Annotated in this window: 21 protein-coding genes; 4 read left to right on the top strand and 17 right to left on the bottom strand. The window is 70.6% G+C overall.

Features of this window, described 5'->3' with window-relative positions; genetic code table 11:
- Nucleotides 1–2: 2 nt before the first annotated feature.
- The 3 genes from J7E91_RS12050 to J7E91_RS12040 all read right to left on the bottom strand — a co-directional run bounded on the left by J7E91_RS12050 (nucleotide 3) and on the right by J7E91_RS12040 (nucleotide 1,506).
- Nucleotides 3–347: a DUF2516 family protein gene (locus tag J7E91_RS12050; RefSeq protein ID WP_214901918.1), complete on the bottom strand. Its 345-nt coding sequence runs from the start codon at nucleotides 345–347 to the stop codon at nucleotides 3–5.
- A 126-nt stretch (nucleotides 348–473) separates the two neighbouring features.
- Nucleotides 474–1,043 carry a hypothetical protein gene (locus J7E91_RS12045; RefSeq protein WP_214901847.1) on the bottom strand — a complete coding sequence of 190 codons (570 nt, stop codon included), beginning with the start codon at nucleotides 1,041–1,043 and terminating at the stop codon, nucleotides 474–476.
- A 25-nt stretch (nucleotides 1,044–1,068) separates the two neighbouring features.
- Nucleotides 1,069–1,506 (bottom strand): helix-turn-helix domain-containing protein, encoded by a 438-nt coding sequence (locus J7E91_RS12040; protein WP_251015544.1) that lies wholly within the window; start codon nucleotides 1,504–1,506, stop codon nucleotides 1,069–1,071.
- 147 nt (nucleotides 1,507–1,653) lie between these two features.
- Here J7E91_RS12040 and J7E91_RS12035 point away from each other — a divergent pair, with 147 nt between their 5' ends.
- The gene (locus tag J7E91_RS12035; protein ID WP_214901844.1) at nucleotides 1,654–2,256 is read left to right on the top strand and encodes a hypothetical protein; all 603 of its coding nucleotides are present in this window, start codon (nucleotides 1,654–1,656) and stop codon (nucleotides 2,254–2,256) included.
- A gap of 8 nt (nucleotides 2,257–2,264) precedes the next feature.
- On the opposite strand, the gene J7E91_RS12030 is transcribed toward J7E91_RS12035, so the two are convergent.
- On the bottom strand, nucleotides 2,265–2,768 hold the full coding sequence (locus tag J7E91_RS12030; RefSeq protein WP_214901843.1) for a DinB family protein: 504 nt from the start codon (nucleotides 2,766–2,768) through the stop codon (nucleotides 2,265–2,267).
- A gap of 141 nt (nucleotides 2,769–2,909) precedes the next feature.
- Between J7E91_RS12030 and J7E91_RS12025 the strand changes: the two genes are divergently transcribed.
- Nucleotides 2,910–3,371 (top strand): nitroreductase family deazaflavin-dependent oxidoreductase, encoded by a 462-nt coding sequence (locus J7E91_RS12025; RefSeq protein ID WP_214901839.1) that lies wholly within the window; start codon nucleotides 2,910–2,912, stop codon nucleotides 3,369–3,371.
- A gap of 167 nt (nucleotides 3,372–3,538) precedes the next feature.
- Here the strand turns inward: J7E91_RS12025 and J7E91_RS12020 are convergent, their stop codons facing one another.
- The 6 genes from J7E91_RS12020 to J7E91_RS11995 all read right to left on the bottom strand — a co-directional run bounded on the left by J7E91_RS12020 (nucleotide 3,539) and on the right by J7E91_RS11995 (nucleotide 10,070).
- Nucleotides 3,539–5,539 carry an AAA family ATPase gene (locus J7E91_RS12020; protein WP_214901837.1) on the bottom strand — a complete coding sequence of 667 codons (2,001 nt, stop codon included), beginning with the start codon at nucleotides 5,537–5,539 and terminating at the stop codon, nucleotides 3,539–3,541.
- Nucleotides 5,540–5,581: 42 nt separating this feature from the next.
- Nucleotides 5,582–6,202 (bottom strand): TetR/AcrR family transcriptional regulator, encoded by a 621-nt coding sequence (locus J7E91_RS12015; RefSeq protein WP_214901835.1) that lies wholly within the window; start codon nucleotides 6,200–6,202, stop codon nucleotides 5,582–5,584.
- A 130-nt stretch (nucleotides 6,203–6,332) separates the two neighbouring features.
- Nucleotides 6,333–7,037 (bottom strand): HAD family hydrolase, encoded by a 705-nt coding sequence (locus J7E91_RS12010; protein ID WP_214901833.1) that lies wholly within the window; start codon nucleotides 7,035–7,037, stop codon nucleotides 6,333–6,335.
- A gap of 100 nt (nucleotides 7,038–7,137) precedes the next feature.
- Nucleotides 7,138–8,382 (bottom strand): GNAT family N-acetyltransferase, encoded by a 1,245-nt coding sequence (locus tag J7E91_RS12005; RefSeq protein ID WP_214901825.1) that lies wholly within the window; start codon nucleotides 8,380–8,382, stop codon nucleotides 7,138–7,140.
- 51 nt (nucleotides 8,383–8,433) lie between these two features.
- Entirely contained in the window at nucleotides 8,434–9,411 is a 978-nt protein-coding gene (locus J7E91_RS12000) for an asparaginase (RefSeq protein ID WP_214901823.1), read from the bottom strand.
- Between the two features lie 56 nt (nucleotides 9,412–9,467).
- Complete coding sequence (locus J7E91_RS11995; protein ID WP_214901821.1) at nucleotides 9,468–10,070, bottom strand: ABC transporter substrate-binding protein; 603 nt, start codon at nucleotides 10,068–10,070, stop codon at nucleotides 9,468–9,470.
- A gap of 116 nt (nucleotides 10,071–10,186) precedes the next feature.
- Between J7E91_RS11995 and dtd the strand changes: the two genes are divergently transcribed.
- The gene (dtd, locus tag J7E91_RS11990; protein ID WP_037649914.1) at nucleotides 10,187–10,612 is read left to right on the top strand and encodes a D-aminoacyl-tRNA deacylase; all 426 of its coding nucleotides are present in this window, start codon (nucleotides 10,187–10,189) and stop codon (nucleotides 10,610–10,612) included.
- A gap of 19 nt (nucleotides 10,613–10,631) precedes the next feature.
- Here dtd and J7E91_RS11985 read toward each other — a convergent pair whose 3' ends face one another.
- Genes J7E91_RS11985 through J7E91_RS11975 form a run of 3 tightly spaced genes read right to left on the bottom strand, consistent with a single transcriptional unit; the run spans nucleotide 10,632 to nucleotide 12,682 of the window.
- On the bottom strand, nucleotides 10,632–11,612 hold the full coding sequence (locus J7E91_RS11985) for a folate-binding protein YgfZ (protein WP_214901819.1): 981 nt from the start codon (nucleotides 11,610–11,612) through the stop codon (nucleotides 10,632–10,634).
- 10 nt (nucleotides 11,613–11,622) lie between these two features.
- Nucleotides 11,623–12,072, bottom strand: a complete 450-nt coding sequence (locus J7E91_RS11980) for a Fur family transcriptional regulator (RefSeq protein WP_214901817.1) — start codon at nucleotides 12,070–12,072, stop codon at nucleotides 11,623–11,625.
- Nucleotides 12,073–12,118: 46 nt separating this feature from the next.
- Complete coding sequence (locus J7E91_RS11975) at nucleotides 12,119–12,682, bottom strand: FABP family protein (protein ID WP_214901815.1); 564 nt, start codon at nucleotides 12,680–12,682, stop codon at nucleotides 12,119–12,121.
- Nucleotides 12,683–12,954: 272 nt separating this feature from the next.
- Here J7E91_RS11975 and J7E91_RS11970 point away from each other — a divergent pair, with 272 nt between their 5' ends.
- Entirely contained in the window at nucleotides 12,955–13,317 is a 363-nt protein-coding gene (locus J7E91_RS11970) for a DsrE family protein (RefSeq protein ID WP_028814637.1), read from the top strand.
- Nucleotides 13,318–13,326: 9 nt separating this feature from the next.
- Here J7E91_RS11970 and J7E91_RS11965 read toward each other — a convergent pair whose 3' ends face one another.
- From J7E91_RS11965 to J7E91_RS37270, 4 genes are all read right to left on the bottom strand, one after another.
- A complete protein-coding gene (locus tag J7E91_RS11965) occupies nucleotides 13,327–13,587 on the bottom strand; it encodes a DUF3099 domain-containing protein (RefSeq protein ID WP_214901813.1) in 261 nt (86 codons plus the stop codon).
- 91 nt (nucleotides 13,588–13,678) lie between these two features.
- Complete coding sequence (locus J7E91_RS11960) at nucleotides 13,679–13,966, bottom strand: DUF1416 domain-containing protein (RefSeq protein WP_028814639.1); 288 nt, start codon at nucleotides 13,964–13,966, stop codon at nucleotides 13,679–13,681.
- A gap of 36 nt (nucleotides 13,967–14,002) precedes the next feature.
- Nucleotides 14,003–14,842 (bottom strand): sulfurtransferase, encoded by an 840-nt coding sequence (locus J7E91_RS11955; RefSeq protein WP_214901811.1) that lies wholly within the window; start codon nucleotides 14,840–14,842, stop codon nucleotides 14,003–14,005.
- 244 nt (nucleotides 14,843–15,086) lie between these two features.
- Nucleotides 15,087–15,170 (bottom strand): putative leader peptide, encoded by an 84-nt coding sequence (locus tag J7E91_RS37270; protein WP_374224679.1) that lies wholly within the window; start codon nucleotides 15,168–15,170, stop codon nucleotides 15,087–15,089.
- Between the last annotated feature and the right edge of the window lie 20 nt (nucleotides 15,171–15,190).

The raw sequence follows: 15,190 nt of genomic DNA, 5'->3' as shown, positions 1-15,190 counted from the left end.
GTCTAGCGTCCGCCGTTGTACGGCCCGTACGGACCGTCGCTGCTGCTGCCGCCGCCCTTGCGCCCGCCACCGCCGCCGCCCGAGACCTGCTTGATCGCGGGCCGTACGTCGACCATGAACACGATGGTCGCGACCAGACCGGCGATCTGCAGGAACAGCATCGGGACGAAGAGATTCACGGCGACCGTGACGCCCAGAAGGACCAGCCAGAAGACCTTGGTCTGCTTGTCGGTGGCGCGGTACGCGTCCTCGCGGGCCGTCGCGGCGAAGAACAGCGCGACCACGGCGAGGAGGAGCATGGCGAGGTTGAGCAACGACAACAGAGTGCCGAATCCCTGGAGCAACATGCTGTACACCGCCTAGAGAGTGGATGAGCGCCTCGCGGCCAAGGTACCCGGACAACGAGCCGGACACCCATAGAGGTGCCCGGCTCGCGCCCGTACAGCCCTGGTCGCCTGCTCGCCGTGTCTGCCCTACTTCTCGGCGGCCGGCGTGGCCTTCTTCGCCGGCGCCTTGCGTGCGGCGGGGGTCTTCTTCGCCGGAGCGGCCTTGGCCTCGGCGGCCTTCGGCCCGTCCGCCCTGGGCTCCGGGTCGGGCTCGACGGCGACGGCGATCTCGTTGATCTCCTCGGCCGCCTCGCCGCGCCAGGCCTTCACGCTCTGCTCACCGTGCTCGGCGACCTTCTCGTACGCCTCACGCGCCTTGACCGCGTACTCGGCGGCCACGCCCACGCTCCGCAGCGCCAGGTCCTGGGCCTGCTCGCCCAGCTTCTTCACATCGGTGTCGAGCGTGCCGAGCACCTCGGTGACCTTGGCCTGAACGGTGGCCTGGGCCTCCTTGGCGCGGCTGGTCACCTTCTCCTGGACGGCCTTGGGGTCGGTGTTGCGCACGGCGTCGATACGCGCCGGGGCCTCGGCGCGCAGCTGCTCGATCAGCGCCGGCACCTTCTTCGCCTGCTGTACGGCGAGGTCCGCGGTGCCGGCCGCGAAGTAGAGGGGGGTCGGGTCGGTGAGGGTCTTACGCAGGTCATCGGTGATGGCCATGACTGTGGTCCTCCCGGAGCTCAGTTCACTGTGAGGGTGGTGTGCCGGCATCACTGCCGTCGTCGGCCGTGCGGGGGCGGCCGGCAGGGGCGTCCGACGGGACATCCGAGGGGACATCCGTCGCGTTCTCTTTGCGGAACGACTCGTAGATCTGCAGCAGCACCTGCTTCTGCCGCTCGTTTATCGACGGGTCGGCGAGGATGACGGCACGCGTCTCCAGCTCCTCGCGCTCCCGCTCGTCGAGGATCCCGGCCTGTACGTACAGCGTCTCGGCGGAGATCCGCAGCGCCTTCGCGAGCTGCTGCAGGATCTCCGCACTCGGCTTGCGCAGCCCGCGCTCGATCTGGCTGAGGTACGGATTGGACACCCCGGCGGCGTCGGCGAGCTGCCGCAACGACAGCTGCGCGGTGCGCCGCTGCTCGCGCAGGTACTCGCCGAGATTGCCGACGTTGAGTGATGCCATGCCCCGATAGTGCGCCATCACCGCTAACTTTTGCAAGCGCCTGCTTGCAAAAGTGTTCGCGTGTCGCCCTCGGGGCCCGAGCCCCAGGTATACGGTCCTTGGGGCGCCCGCGCGCCCTCCCAGTGCCCCATCTCAGGAACGGTACGCATGACAAACGACGCCGGCTTGCCCTCGACCGACTGTGCCTTCGACCACCCGGAGACGCGGAAGGCCTGGCAACGCGCGAGACGGCGCGTCGCCGGTGGCCTGGTCGTCTTCGTGCTGCTGACCATCACGGCGCTCGCCCTCACGGGCCTGTACGCGCAGGACATCCGCCGCGCCGGGGCGGGCGTTGTCCCCGCCCTCTTCTTCGGACTCGTCGCGCCCGGCGCGTTGTACGCCTACATCGGGTCGCTGCGCCGCCTGCGCCGCATGCGCAAGGTGCTCCAGGCCAACCCGTGGAAGCACCGGGACGCGCTCAGCAAGCAGGCGGGCACCAAGGACCCCAACGGCGTACCCGTACGGCTGATGACCAGGGAAGGCGGCTGGTCCCGGCCGCTCACGGCGCGCAATCCGCTCCGGTGGTACCGCTGGGACCCGGCGATGGAGAACGGCGTCTGGCTCGCCGGAAGCCCTGCCTCCGGCGCGGTCGTCGCGATGCCGGGCGGCCGGGGCCTCATGACCCTGGAGCGCCACCACCGTGACGTCGTCTCACCGCGCCGCCCGGACCGGCGCGACCTCAAGAGCAAGGACGCGCCGCCCGTCGGGTGAACCGGCCCCTAGGAGCCGGTACGGCCGTCCGCCAGCTCGCGCAGGATGTCGAGGTGGCCGTTGTGGCGGGCGGTCTCCTCGATCAGGTGCAGCAGGATCCAGCGCAGATTGACGCGGCTCCCGTTGCCCCTGGCGCGCCGCGCCTCGGTGTCCAGGTCGTGGTCGGCGACCAGCTTCCGGTAGCGGGCGCACTGGGCGTCGTACGCCGACAGCAGGTCGGCGAGCGGGACGTCGAGGGCGATGCGCATCTCGCGGTCCGGGTCCTCCTCCGTCCACGGCCCCTCGTCCTCCTCGCCGAGGAACACCACCTGGAACCAGTAGTACTCGACCCAGTGGAGGTGGCTGATGAGCCCGCACAGCGTCATCAGCGGCGATCCGGGCAGCGGGGCCTTGCGGGCGTCCTCCTGCGACACGTCGTCGCACTTGGCGCGCGCGGTGTCGCGGACGTAGTCGAGGAAGGTCGCGAGTGAGGCGCGCTCGTCGGGCGTGGGAGGGATATCGGTTCGTGTCATCGGGGTGAATGTTCTTTGCCCGTACGACCGTTGTCGAGCGATTTTGCGCCACCGGAGGCGACAGGGGTGACCCTGGATGTTGTCCGGCACTACGACGCGACAGCGATACGGCCAGAAGGAGCGGCACAGGTGACCACACACGTGACAGACGAGAACAGCGCCGGCGACGGCAGCGGTGCGGTGAAGCTCAGCCCCAGCGGCTGGGTGGCCGAGCAGGCCGAGCTGTACGAGGAGTCCGGCGGCACCAAGGGCACCACCATGCAGGGCGCGCCCTGCCTGCTGCTGGATTACGTGGGACGGCGCACCGGCACCGTCCGGCGCACCGTGCTGATCTACGGGCGCGACGGCGACGACCATCTGGTCGTGGCGTCGAAGGGCGGCTCGGACGAGCACCCCCTGTGGTACTTGAACATCCAGGACAACCCGGACGTACAACTGCGCGTCGGTACCGAGCGGTTCCCGGCCCGCGCCGAGACGCTCTCCGCCGAGGAGAAGGCCCGCGTGTGGCCGCACCTGGTGGACGTCTTCGCGCCGTACGAGAGCTACCAGAAGAAGACCACCCGTGACATTCCGGTGGTACGGCTGCGGCGTACGGACCGCTGAGGGGAACGGCCGAGGCGGAAAGCTGCCCGGGGCTTCGGGGCGCCGGGCGGCTCCCCCATGGCGGGCCGGCCGTCCGGCCCCGGCGGTGCCACGCACCTGATGAGCACTCAGGCGCCTTCCACGGCCCTCGCGAGGCTCGTGCGTCCAACCCCCGGCATTACGTCCGCTCAGGGCCGCATGTGCGGCGGAAGCGGAAGGCAGTGCAGCACGTCCAGGCGGCTGACCGCCCGCGTCAGCACCACGTAGAGGCGGTGCAGCCCCCGGTCGTCGGCGCCGGCGATCTCGGCCGGTTCGACCGCGACGACGTGGTCGAATTCGAGGCCCTTGGCCAGCGTGGCGGGCAGTACGGACACCCGGCGCGCCTCTCCCGCCGCCCTCTCGCCGACCCCCGCCGCGTCCAGCGCCTCCCGCAGCTCCCGCACCCGGCCCGCGTCCGCGACGACGCCCACCGATCCCTCCCGGCTCAGGGCGGCCCGTACCGCGTCGACCGTCGCGGCCACCACATCCCGCACCTCACGCACCGCCAGCTCCCCGTCGGACCGCAGCGACCGGCCCGGCGGTACGTCGACGTCCAGCGCCCCGAGCAGCCGGTTCGCCAGCTCCACGATCGCGGCCGGGACACGGAAACCGGTGGTCAGCGGCACGACGGCGGCCGTCTCCTTGCCGAGGTGGGCGAGGAGCTCGGGCCAGGTGCGGGCGGCCCACGGCGTCGTACCCTGCGCGAGATCACCCAGCACCGTCACCGAACCGAAGCCGACGCGGCGCGCGATCGCCCGGCACTGCATCGGGGAGAGGTCCTGTGCCTCGTCGATGACGACGTGGCCATAGCTTTCGGGCCGCTCGATCAGCCCGGCGACCTCGTCGATCAGCACCAGGTCCGCGGCCGACCACTTGGCGCTCCTCCAGGAGCGCGGCGGCTTCCCCCAGCGGATGGCCTGCCGCTCGTCAGGAGTGAGGAGGGGGTCGGCCGGGTCGGTGAGCACCGCGGCCACGATCTCCTCCGGGTGGACTTTCGGCCATACCGAGTCGACGAACGCCCCGACTGCCCGGGACCGCCCCATCCGCCGCAGCCACTCGTTGCCGGTCGGCCCGGCGCGGCGTTCGGCCTGGAGCTGGAGCGCGCGGACGGCGCGGGTGCGGACGCGCTCGCGGCCGACGGCGTACGGGGGCGCCTCGGCCCGTACCTCCTCGACGATCCGCTCCAGCTCGCCGAGCGGAATCCGCCAGCGGTACGAGCCGTCGGGCACGGCGACGGCCTCGGCGGGCGCCGACACCCGCCCGTACAGCGCACGTTGGAGCACCTGGCCCATCCGGGCGTCGTGCTTGACGGCGGCGGCAGCGGGGCTGTCCTCGGCGCGCACGGGATGGCGCCCGATCTCGTCCTCGACCGTCGACTGTCTGATGCCGCCCTCGCCGAGCGCCGGCAGCACCTCGCAGATGTACGACAGAAACGTCCGGTTGGGTCCCAGGATCAGGAGGCCGCTGCGCCTGAGGCGCTGCGGATACGTATAGAGGAGGTACGCCGCGCGGTGCAGGCCGACAGCGGTCTTGCCGGTGCCCGGAGCGCCCTGTACGCAGAGGGATTCGGTGAGCCCGGCGCGTACGAGATCGTCCTGCTCCGGCTGGATGGTGGCGGCGATGTCGCGCATCGGACCGACGCGTGGCCGCTCGATCTCACCGGCGAGGATGCCGCCCCCCGGTACGCCGTCACTCTGCTCCCCCGCCGCGAGCCGCTCGTCCTCCAGCCCGGTCAGATCCTCCGAGGCCCCCTTGCTCCACGGCGCCCAGCCGAACCGCCGGCGCACCCGCACGCCCTGCGGGTCGCGTGCGCTCGCCTGGTAGAAGGCGCGGGAGACGGGGGCGCGCCAGTCGATGACCAGCGGCGGATCGGCGGGGTGCTCGGCGATGCGGCGGCGCCCGATGTGGTGACTGCGGCCGTCGGCCAGATCCAGCCGCCCGAAGAAGAGCGGGCTCTCGGGTTCCTCCCGCAACTCCTTGGCGTACGAGCGCAGATGGAAGCCGAGGACTTCGGCGTCGGCGCCGGAGGCGGAGACGTCCTCACCCGTGACGACCTGTTCACCGGCGCCTTCGGTCATCCGGGTCAGGGCTGCGCGGCAGAGGTCGTGGAAGGTCCGTTCCTGGCTGAGGGCATGGTCGAGTGACGTCATCCACTCAAGATAACGTAACTCAGTAACGAATTTAACTCAGCCTTAGAATTTGGCTCCGAGTCCGGCCCTCAGCTGCCCGAAGGCCAGACCAGCCGCCGCCACGGCCCCCGGAAGCACGTCGTCCGCGCGCTCCCCCGCCTCGATCCGGCGCCAGTTCTCCTCCGCGAGGATCCGCTGTACGGCCACGATCTGCCCGGCCGCGAGCCGTGCGGCGATGGGGTCGTCCGGTCCGTCGAGGGCGGCCGCGAGCGCCTGCTCGGAGCGCCGCACGTACGCGTGGAGCCGGGCCACCAGGCTCGGCGTCCCGTACAGCAGCCGGTGGAAGGCGAGCACGTCGGCGTCGTCGCTCAGCCCCGTCACGGGCTCGCGCCGGTCGAGGCCCGCCAGGAAGTGCCGGTGCAGGGCGTCCAGCGGCGAGAGCCCCTCCGCGCGCCCGGCGGCCACCACCCGGGCCGCCTCGTCCTCGTGGTCGGCGAACCGGTGCAGGGCGAGGTCTTCCTTCGCGGGGAAGTAGCGGAAGAGCGTCGGCTTGGAGATCTCGGCCGCGGCCGCCACCTCGGCGACGGAGACCTGGTCGAAGCCCTTCTCCAGGAACAGGGCGATCGCGGCATCGGAGATCACCCGGTACGTCCGCTGCTTCTTCCGCTCGCGCAAACCACTCATGAGGACGAAGCGTACGCGCTTGACCTCAACAGAACTTGAGGTCACGGACCCGCGGACGACCGCGCCACAGGGGCCCTGGCTGCCGCGATCCCTGCCGGACGCGCTGTTCAGGCCGAGGACGGCGTGAGGATCAGGCCCGGGCCATCGCCCGTACCGTCGCGAGCACCGGCTCCAGGGTGTCCACGACGACCTCCGCGCCCGCCCCGCGCAGCCGCTGTACCCGCGTCTCGTCGCGCGCGTAGCCGAGGAACCGTACGCCCGCCTCCTGCGCCGCGAAGAGGTCCGACGGTGTGCCGCCGATCATCAGCGTCGCGCCCGGGCAGGCGTCCAAGCCGGTCAGGGCGCGGTTGACGCAGTCCGGGTCCGGCTTGATCCGGCTCAGGTCAGTCGTACGGCCGTAGAAGTGCGGCACGAAGCAGCCGGCGAGGCCACGGCCGGTCAGGTACTGCTCCGCGACCAGCGGGGAGTTGTCCGTCGCGATCGCGAGGCGGCTGCCGACCGCGCTCCAGGTGCGTATCAGCGGGTCGGCGTAAGGGGTGGGCCGGGCGGTGGCGGCGGCGCGGAGTTCCTCGCGGGTGAGCTCTTCCTCCAGGGCCTGGACCAGTTCGCTGCCGGGGAGGATCCGGGCCACGGCCCGCAGGACGGCGAGCGGGTCGTCCGAAGCCAAGTCCTCCTCGGCCGGCAGCACATGGCGGTCGCGTTTCTTCAGCCAGTCGACCAGGCTGTCCGCCACGTCGTGCGCCCGGTGGCCCGCGAAGAGCCGGCAAATGGGGCCGTCGAAGTCGAAGAGCACGCATTCCGCACCCTTGATCAGATTCCGCAGTTGCTCGGTCACCGGTGCCACCTGTTCGCCTCGAGTCACATCAGGAGTCGCCAGGAAAGTGTCGGGGCCGACGTGACGGGTTTCCAGAGGGCGTCGAACCCTCGGAACAGGCTCAGAAGATGTCCGGGCACCACGGTCGCCTGGACGTACGGAACAGGGCGTCGGCAACGGCGGCGGCGCCCGCCGACTCCTCCGTGACCCGGCCGAGCGCGACCAGCCGCACCGCGGACTCCTCCCCCAGGTACAGCGACCCCAACTCCCGCACGCCCAGCGTCAGATCGGGTGACTCGGCCGAAGGCGCACACACCGCCCCGTCCGCCGAGGCGTCCAGCCAAAACCGCCCGCCGGCCGGCCCCGCCGCATCATGCACCTCCAGTACGAGCGAGCCGGGCACCGCGTACGTGCGGGCCTCCAGGGCCCGTACGACGTCCAGCAGCCGCACCCACAGGAAATCCGCCTGGGTGACGATCCTGGCGGCCCGGGGATCCGGGAGCAGGAGGGGAAGCAGATCGTCACTGGCGCGGTATCCGGACCGTACCGTCGTGATCCAGTCGACCGCGCAGACGAAGTGCCACAGCGCGCGCTCCGCCGCCGGCGACACCGCGATCATGTCGCGTACGGTCGCCGTGTTCAGCGGCTGCTTGCCGTCGCCCCACTTCTCGTCGGCCTGGTAGACCAGCAGCCCCTCCACCTCGCCCCGCGCCGACCGGTACACGGCGTAGAACGGCTCGGTCCAGGGCTGGAACGACAGGACCACCTGTCCCGTGCCGAGCTGCCACCAGCGCTCGTCCCGGTCGATCGCGCCGTGCTGCGTCGCGCGGAAGCGCTCGTGCAGTTCAGGCCCGAGCTTCCGTACCTCGGCCCCGTCGATCAGATCGATCCGGCCCCCGTCGCCGGGCCCCGCCCAGCGCGTGTCGAGCCCGGCCCTGGGTACGTCGATCTCCCACTCGGTGATCGACGCGGCGGGCCCAAACCCGTACCGCCCGTAGATCGGATACTCGGCGGCGATCAGCGTCGACAGCACATCCCCGCGCTCCTTCGCCGCCGCGAGGTCCGCGTCCATCATCCGGCTGAGCAGCCCCCGGCGGCGGTGCGTCGGCGACACGGTCACGTTCGACACAGCACTCGCGGGGACCTTCGCGCCGCCCGGCACGGTGAGCTCCTGGGCGAAGGAGCGGTACGTCGCGACACAGCGCCCGGCGTCGAACGCGCCCCGGATGCGCGGCAGGCCCATATGCGGCAGGCGCTCCGCCGCTTCGTCCTCCGGGATGACGGGCGGCCGGAGGAAGCCGGTGGCGAGTGCGCGCAGCCAGTCGGTGAATTCTGACTCGGTGATCGTGCGTACGTCGACACTCATGCGCCCACGCTAAGCACACCGGACACGACCTGTCGCGTGCTTTTCCCGGCCTCAGAACGCCGCCCGTATCTCCCCCACCTCAGCGGCTCCGCCCATCAGCGGCGCCCGCCCGATCCGCTCCACCACCGGCCCGTCCACGCCGAGCCGCCGCAGCGCCCGCGCCAGCACCGGTCCCAGGGCGCGCGTCGCACCGTCGTCGACCTTGAACGCGAGGGCGCGGCCGTCCGGGAGGGCCACCGCCTGGACCGCCTCGGCGCCCATCTTGGACAGCGTGCCCGGCACCTCGCGCATCAGCCAGGTGTCGGGGCGGCGCGTACCGGCGACGTACTCCGGGTGCGCGCGCATCGCGTCCGCGACGCGGCGCTCGGCCGTACCCGGCTCGGCCAGCACGAAGCTGCGGAACGCCGTCGCGAGACCGACCAGGCTGATCCCCATCAGCGGCGCGCCGCACCCGTCCGTACCCACCGCCGCGACGCGCTCGCCGCTCGCCTCCTCGACCACGCGCAGCACGAGCTGCTGCAACGGATGCGCCGGATCCAGACAAGAGGCCGTGTCCCACCCGTTCAGCCCGCACACCGCCAGCATCGCCGCGTGCTTGCCCGAACAGTTCATCGTGAGCCGCTCCCGCACACCGCCCGCCGCCAGGTACGACTCGGCCTCCACCGGGTCCAGCGGCAGATCGGGCGGAGTCTGGAGGTCCGCCTCCGTGAGCCCGGCGTCCGCCAGCATCTTCCGTACGAGATCGAGCTGGAAGCGCTCCCCCGAGTGACTCGCGGCCGCCAGCGCCAGCCGCTCCCCCGACAGGTCGAGCCCGGCCCGCAGGATCGCCGCCGCCTGCATCGGCTTGTTGCTGGAGCGGGGGAAGACCGGGGCGTACGGATCCCCGACCGCCAGGTCCACACTGCCGTCCGCCGCCAGCACGACCAGCGAACCCCGGTGATGGCCCTCGACGAAACCGGAACGGACGACTTCCGCGAGGACCGGGGATATGACCGGGGGCGTGGCAGCGGCGGCGGTGCTGGAGGACATCTCGACCTTCCGGGAACGGGAACAGGACCAGGCTCCCGCAAGGCCGGATCAGGGCCTCAGGTCAGCAGGTCGTCTACTTGTGCTTCCCCATCACGGTACCTGCGGGCAATCTCCGCACTGCAATCGTCCGCCGTCCGCTGAAGCTGTTGCCGCCGCCGCGAGACCTGCTGCTCGTACCGGACCAGCCGCCCCATGGCCGCGTGCAGTTCCTCGTCCGTACGGGCAGCCAGGTCCGACAGCTCCACGTCCGCCAGCATCTCGGCGGCCAGCAGCCGGAACTCCTCGCTGTGCGGGGTGGACATCGTCACGTGCCGGGCGGAGGAGCGGTGCTGGGAAGGGGCGTCCGCGAGGATCTCCGACAGCCGCTCGACGACAGGGGACTCCGGCCCCGTACGCCGCGCCAGCTCGGCCCGCAGAATGTCGATCCGCCCGTGCAGCAGACGCCGCACATAGCTGAGGTCGGCCTCGTCCCGCTGCGAGTCCCGGCGCAGGCCACGCAGTTCGGGCAGCCGCAGCCCGCCGAGATCGTTCCGCGTCTGACGATCCGCGCTCTCGCCGGTCCGCTGTGCCGGTGGTCGTGCGGCGGGAGCGGATGGCGTCAGCTGGATCATTGGCATAGGTACGGGGCCGGGCGGCTGCCCGGCGCCAGGTGTGCTCATGGATTGTTCCGTCCCCTCGACCGGTGCGGCGCGCACCGCCTTCGTGCATCGTGCCACTCTTGACGGGGGCTACGCAGGTGCTCTACGCCCGTTCAGCCCCCGATACATTGCTGCGTATGCGTGCAGTGGTGCAGAGGGTGGACGGCGCGAGCGTCGTCGTGGCCGGACAAACGGTCGGCGAAATCGTGGGCGAAGGACTGTGTGTGCTGGTGGGAGTAACCCACGAGGACACAACGGACAAGGCCGCACAGCTCGCCCGGAAGCTGTGGTCGGTGCGGATCCTCGCAGGCGAGAAGTCCTGCTCGGATGTGAATGCGCCACTTCTGGTTATTTCACAGTTCACCCTCTACGGGGACGCCCGCAAGGGCCGCCGCCCCACCTGGAACGCCGCGGCCCCCGGCGAGATCGCCGAACCGCTGGTGGACGAGGTCGTCGCGCAGCTGCGCGCACTGGGCGCGCACGTGGAGACGGGCCGCTTCGGAGCCCAGATGCGGGTCTCCCTCACGAACGACGGCCCGTTCACGGTCCTGATCGAGGTCTGAGGCAGCGCGGAGCGCGGACCTACGGCTCTACGACGACTTCCTGCGCCGCCGCCGTGTTCCCCGCCAGCAGCTCCGCGTCCACCGGCACATTGCGCTTGACGAGCGCGAGCGCGATCGGCCCCAGCTCGTGGTGGCGGGCCGACGTGGTGACGAACCCGAGCTGGCGCCCCTCCTCACCGTCCGCCGCCAGCCGCACCGGCGTCCCCGGCCCCGGCAGCAGCACATCGCTGCCGTCCAGGTGCAGGAAGACGAGCCGCCGCGGCGGCTTCCCCAGGTTCTGGACGCGGGCGACCGTCTCCTGCCCCCGGTAGCAGCCCTTCTGGAGGTGTACGGCGCTGCCGATCCAGCCCAGCTCGTGCGGGATGGTGCGGTGGTCCGTCTCGAAGCCGAGGCGCGGCCGGTGGGCCTCGACGCGCAGGGCCTCGTACGCGAGGATGCCGGCCGCCGGGCCGTGAGTCCCGGCGTACGCCTCCAGCTCACCGCGCGGCAGGAAGAGGTCACGGCCGTGCGAGGTCTCGCGTACGGCCACGCCTTCGGGCACGTCGGCGATCGAGCCGGCCGGCAGGTGGACGACCGCGAAGTCCTCGGTCCGGTCGGCGGTCTCCACCCGGTAGAAGAACTTCATCGACTCCAGGTACGCGATGAGATCGCCCTGCGTACCCGGCTCGACGTGCATCCACACCGTCTCGCCGTCGTCGACGAGGTACATCGCGTGCTCGACATGACCGTGCGCGGAGAGGACCAGCGCCTCGGTGGCCCGGCCCGCCGGAAGATCGCTGACGTGCTGCGTGAGCAGGAGGTGCAGCCAGCTCAGCCGGTCGTCACCGCTGACGGTGACGACGCCGCGGTGCGAGAGGTCGACGAAACCTTTGCCGTCGGCGAGCGCGCGCTGCTCGCGGAACAGGTCTCCGTAGTGCGCGGCGACACCTTCGTCGCGCCCTTCGGCGGGGACGGCGCCGGGCAGGGACAGCAGGGGGCTTGCCGGTGAGTGTGGCTGCATACCCGCCAGCCTACGACTCGGTGGTTGAAGCCTGCGCCGAAGCCCTGGCGGCACACTTCTCGCAGCGCCCGAAGATCGCGAAATGCTTCATGTCCGTCTCGAAGCCGAACGTCTCGCGCAGCTTGGCCGTGAAGTCGGCGGCGACCGCGATGTCGGCCTCGATCACGTTCGTACAGTCCCGGCAGACCAGGTGGATGTGGTGGTGGCGGTCCGCCAGGTGGTACGTCGGGGCCCCGTGCCCCAGGTGCGCGTGGCTGACCAGGCCCAGCTCCTCCAGGAGCTCCAGCGTCCGGTAGACGGTGGAGATGTTCACACCGGACGCGGTCTTGCGTACCTCGACGAGGATGTCGTCGGGTGTCGCGTGCTCCAGGGTGTCCACGGCCTCCAGGACAAGCTGACGCTGGGGCGTCAGCCGGTAGCCGCGCTGCCGCAGGTCGCTTTTCCAGTCGGTGCTCACCACGTGCCCAGTGTAGGCAGCGCGGCGAGCGACCGACGGGGTGTCCGGCCTACTTGAAGAAGGCGATGCCGTCGTCGGGCAGGTCCTTGAGGTCCTTCGCCCACTCGCTCGGGTCGACGACCTTCTTCAGGTGCGCCGACATGTAGGGGCGGAGCTCGACGTCCGGGGTGGCCTTCTCGCCGACCCACATCAGGTCGCTCTTCACGTAGCCGTAGAGACGCTTGCCGCCGCTGTACGGCCCCGAGGCGGCGGTGCGCGCCACCGCGTCCGTCACCAGGTCGATCTGCGGCTTCTGGTCGGCCAGCTCGCCGTACCAGATCTCGACGACGCCCTGGTCGCGGATCATGACGACCTCGACCTTGCGGTCCTTGTCGATGCGCCAGTAACCGGTCTCGCTCTCCAGCGGGCGGACCTTCTTGCCCTCGTTGTCGAGCACCCAGGTGTGCGAGACGTACTCGAGGAAGTCCCGGCCGTCGTGGGTGAAGCTGACCTCCTGGCCGAAGTTGCACTTCTCGGCGCCGGGGAAGTCGGAAACGCCCGCACCCTCCCAGTTACCGAGGAGGAAGACGAGGGGGACGAGGTCCGGGTGGAGGTCGGACGGGATCTCGATCATGAGCTGCTCAGACGATCTGTGAGGGGGAGGGTGGGTTAGCGCTGACCCTGGTAGAGCTTCTTCACGGTCAGACCGGCGAAGGCGAGAACGCCGACGCAGACCAGAACCAGCAGGGCTTCGAAGAAAATCGTCAGCACGGGGTTGCTCCTTGCACGAGCGGTGGGCAGTACGGGGCCGGGCCCCAGCTTAGTCGGCGGCTGCCCAGCCTTCTCTGCGAGGGGCGCCCCGGCGTCGGCGGCCGTCGCGGTACGGCGGCGGATTACAGTTCGGGCATGGCGAAGAAGCTCGTGATCAAGGTGACCGCCGGGGCCGACGCCCCCGAGCGGTGTTCGCAGGCGTTCACGGTGGCGGCGGTGGCCGTCGCCAGTGGGGTGGAGGTCTCGCTCTGGCTGACCGGCGAGTCCTCGTGGTTCGCGCTGCCCGGCCGCGCGGCCGAGTTCGAACTGCCGCACGCGGCGCCGCTGCCGGACCTGATCGAGTCGATCACGGCGGCAGGACAGATCACCCTGTGCACGCAGTGCGCGGCGCGGCGGGAGATCACCGAGAAGGACGTGATCGAAGGCGTACGGATCGCCGGCGCCCAGGTCTTCGTCAGCGAGGTCATGGCGGACGACGTGCAGTCCCTCGTCTACTGATACCGAGGTCTACCGGGGGCGCTTCTTGCCGTCCAGCTCGTCCCACCAGTCGTCGGACTTCGGGTCCCCGGACGGATCGTCCCACCAGCGGTCGTCCGGCCCCCGCCGGTTGGCGACCATCGCCGCGACGGGCGGGATGACCATGGCGACGAAGCACATCCCGACGGCCACCGGCACGGACCACAGCCGCACGAAAGCCCAGGCGGAGACGAAGAGGAAGATGCATCCGCCCATCAGCAGGAAGTAGGCGTGCCGCCGCCGCGCGTACATACCTCCACCGTACGACCGAAGGGCCGCACCCGGTCCAGGTAGCGTCCAAACCCCCTGGGGTGCGGCCCTTCGGCCAGTGGTGAAACCGCCGTCAGACGGCGATCGCGACCTCCGCGAGGCCACCCTTCTGGGCGACGACCGTACGGTCGGCCGTGCCGCCGGGGACCAGCGCGCGCAGGGTCCACGTGCCCTCGGCCGCGTAGAAGCGGAACTGGCCCGTGGCCGAGGTCGGGACCTCGGCGGTGAACTCGCCGGTCGAGTCCAGGAGGCGGACGTAGCCGGTGACGGGCTCGCCGTCACGGGTCACGCTGCCCTGGATGGTGGTCTCACCGGGCTTGATCGTCGAGGCGTCGGGGCCGCCGGCCTTTGCTCCACACATGTTGAAATCCGTCCTTCAAGTCTCAGGCGAGAGGGGTTACTTGTTGGCGCCGAGCTCGATCGGCACGCCGACCAGGGAGCCGTACTCGGTCCACGAGCCGTCGTAGTTCTTGACGTTGTCGACACCGAGCAGCTCGTGCAGGACGAACCAGGTCAGGGCCGAACGCTCACCGATGCGGCAGTACGCGATGGTGTCCTTCGCCAGGTCGACCTGCTCGGCCTCGTACAGGGCCTTGAGCTCTTCGTCCGACTTGAAGGTCCCGTCGTCGTTGGCGTTCTTCGACCACGGGATGTTGCGGGCGGACGGGACGTGGCCCGGGCGCTGCGACTGCTCCTGCGGGAGGTGGGCCGGGGCGAGGAGCTTGCCGCTGAACTCGTCGGGCGAGCGCACGTCGACAAGGTTCTGGTTGTTGATCGCGGAGACGACGTCGTCGCGGAAGGCGCGGATCGAGGTGTTCTGCGGCTTGGCCTTGTACTGGGTGGCCGGGCGCTCGGGGACCTCGGCGACCAGGTCGCGGGAGTCGAGTTCCCACTTCTTGCGGCCGCCGTCCAGCAGGCGGACGTCCTGGTGGCCGTAGAGCTTGAAGTACCAGAAGGCGTACGAGGCGAACCAGTTGTTGTTGCCGCCGTAGAGGACGACCGTGGTGTCGTTCGCGATGCCCTTCTCGGACAGGAGCTTCTCGAAGCCGGCCTGGTCCACGAAGTCGCGGCGGACGGGGTCCTGGAGGTCCTTGGTCCAGTCGATCCGGATCGCGTTGCGGATGTGGTTCTTCTCGTACGCCGAGGTGTCTTCGTCCACCTCGACGATCGCGACCTTCGGGTCCTCGATGTGGGCCTCGACCCAGTCTGCGTCGACCAGGACGTCGCTGCGGCTCATGCTGTTCTCCTCCGGGGGATGGGGCATCCCCTGCTCCTTAAGAGCTTGGGGAAGTGCGGCGGTTATGCGCGAGGGGCTTGTGCGGGTACGCCGGTACGCGGAAGCGGGGCGGCGTACGACCGCACGGGCGGGGGTGGCCCTGACTTCGACCGGCTTCGACTGAGCTTCGGCTGCGCCAGTTCGGTCGGTCGGTCGATCGGGGGCCGGGGAGGGCGGGCGCCGGACTGTTCCGGTCAGAACCCGCTCAGACAACGCGACAGAGCATGGCGGCGACGCGGCAGAGGTCTACTGCCCGCCGCTTCGTGAGGTCCGCCTGTCGCTGCTGCATGGGACCGATCGTAGGGACGT

This window comes from Streptomyces sp. ISL-99 (genome assembly GCF_018614005.1).
Classification (GTDB): domain Bacteria; phylum Actinomycetota; class Actinomycetes; order Streptomycetales; family Streptomycetaceae; genus Streptomyces; species Streptomyces flavidovirens.
The sequence above is the reverse complement of the archived record's forward strand: the minus strand, read 5'-3'. Positions and strand labels throughout refer to the sequence as shown.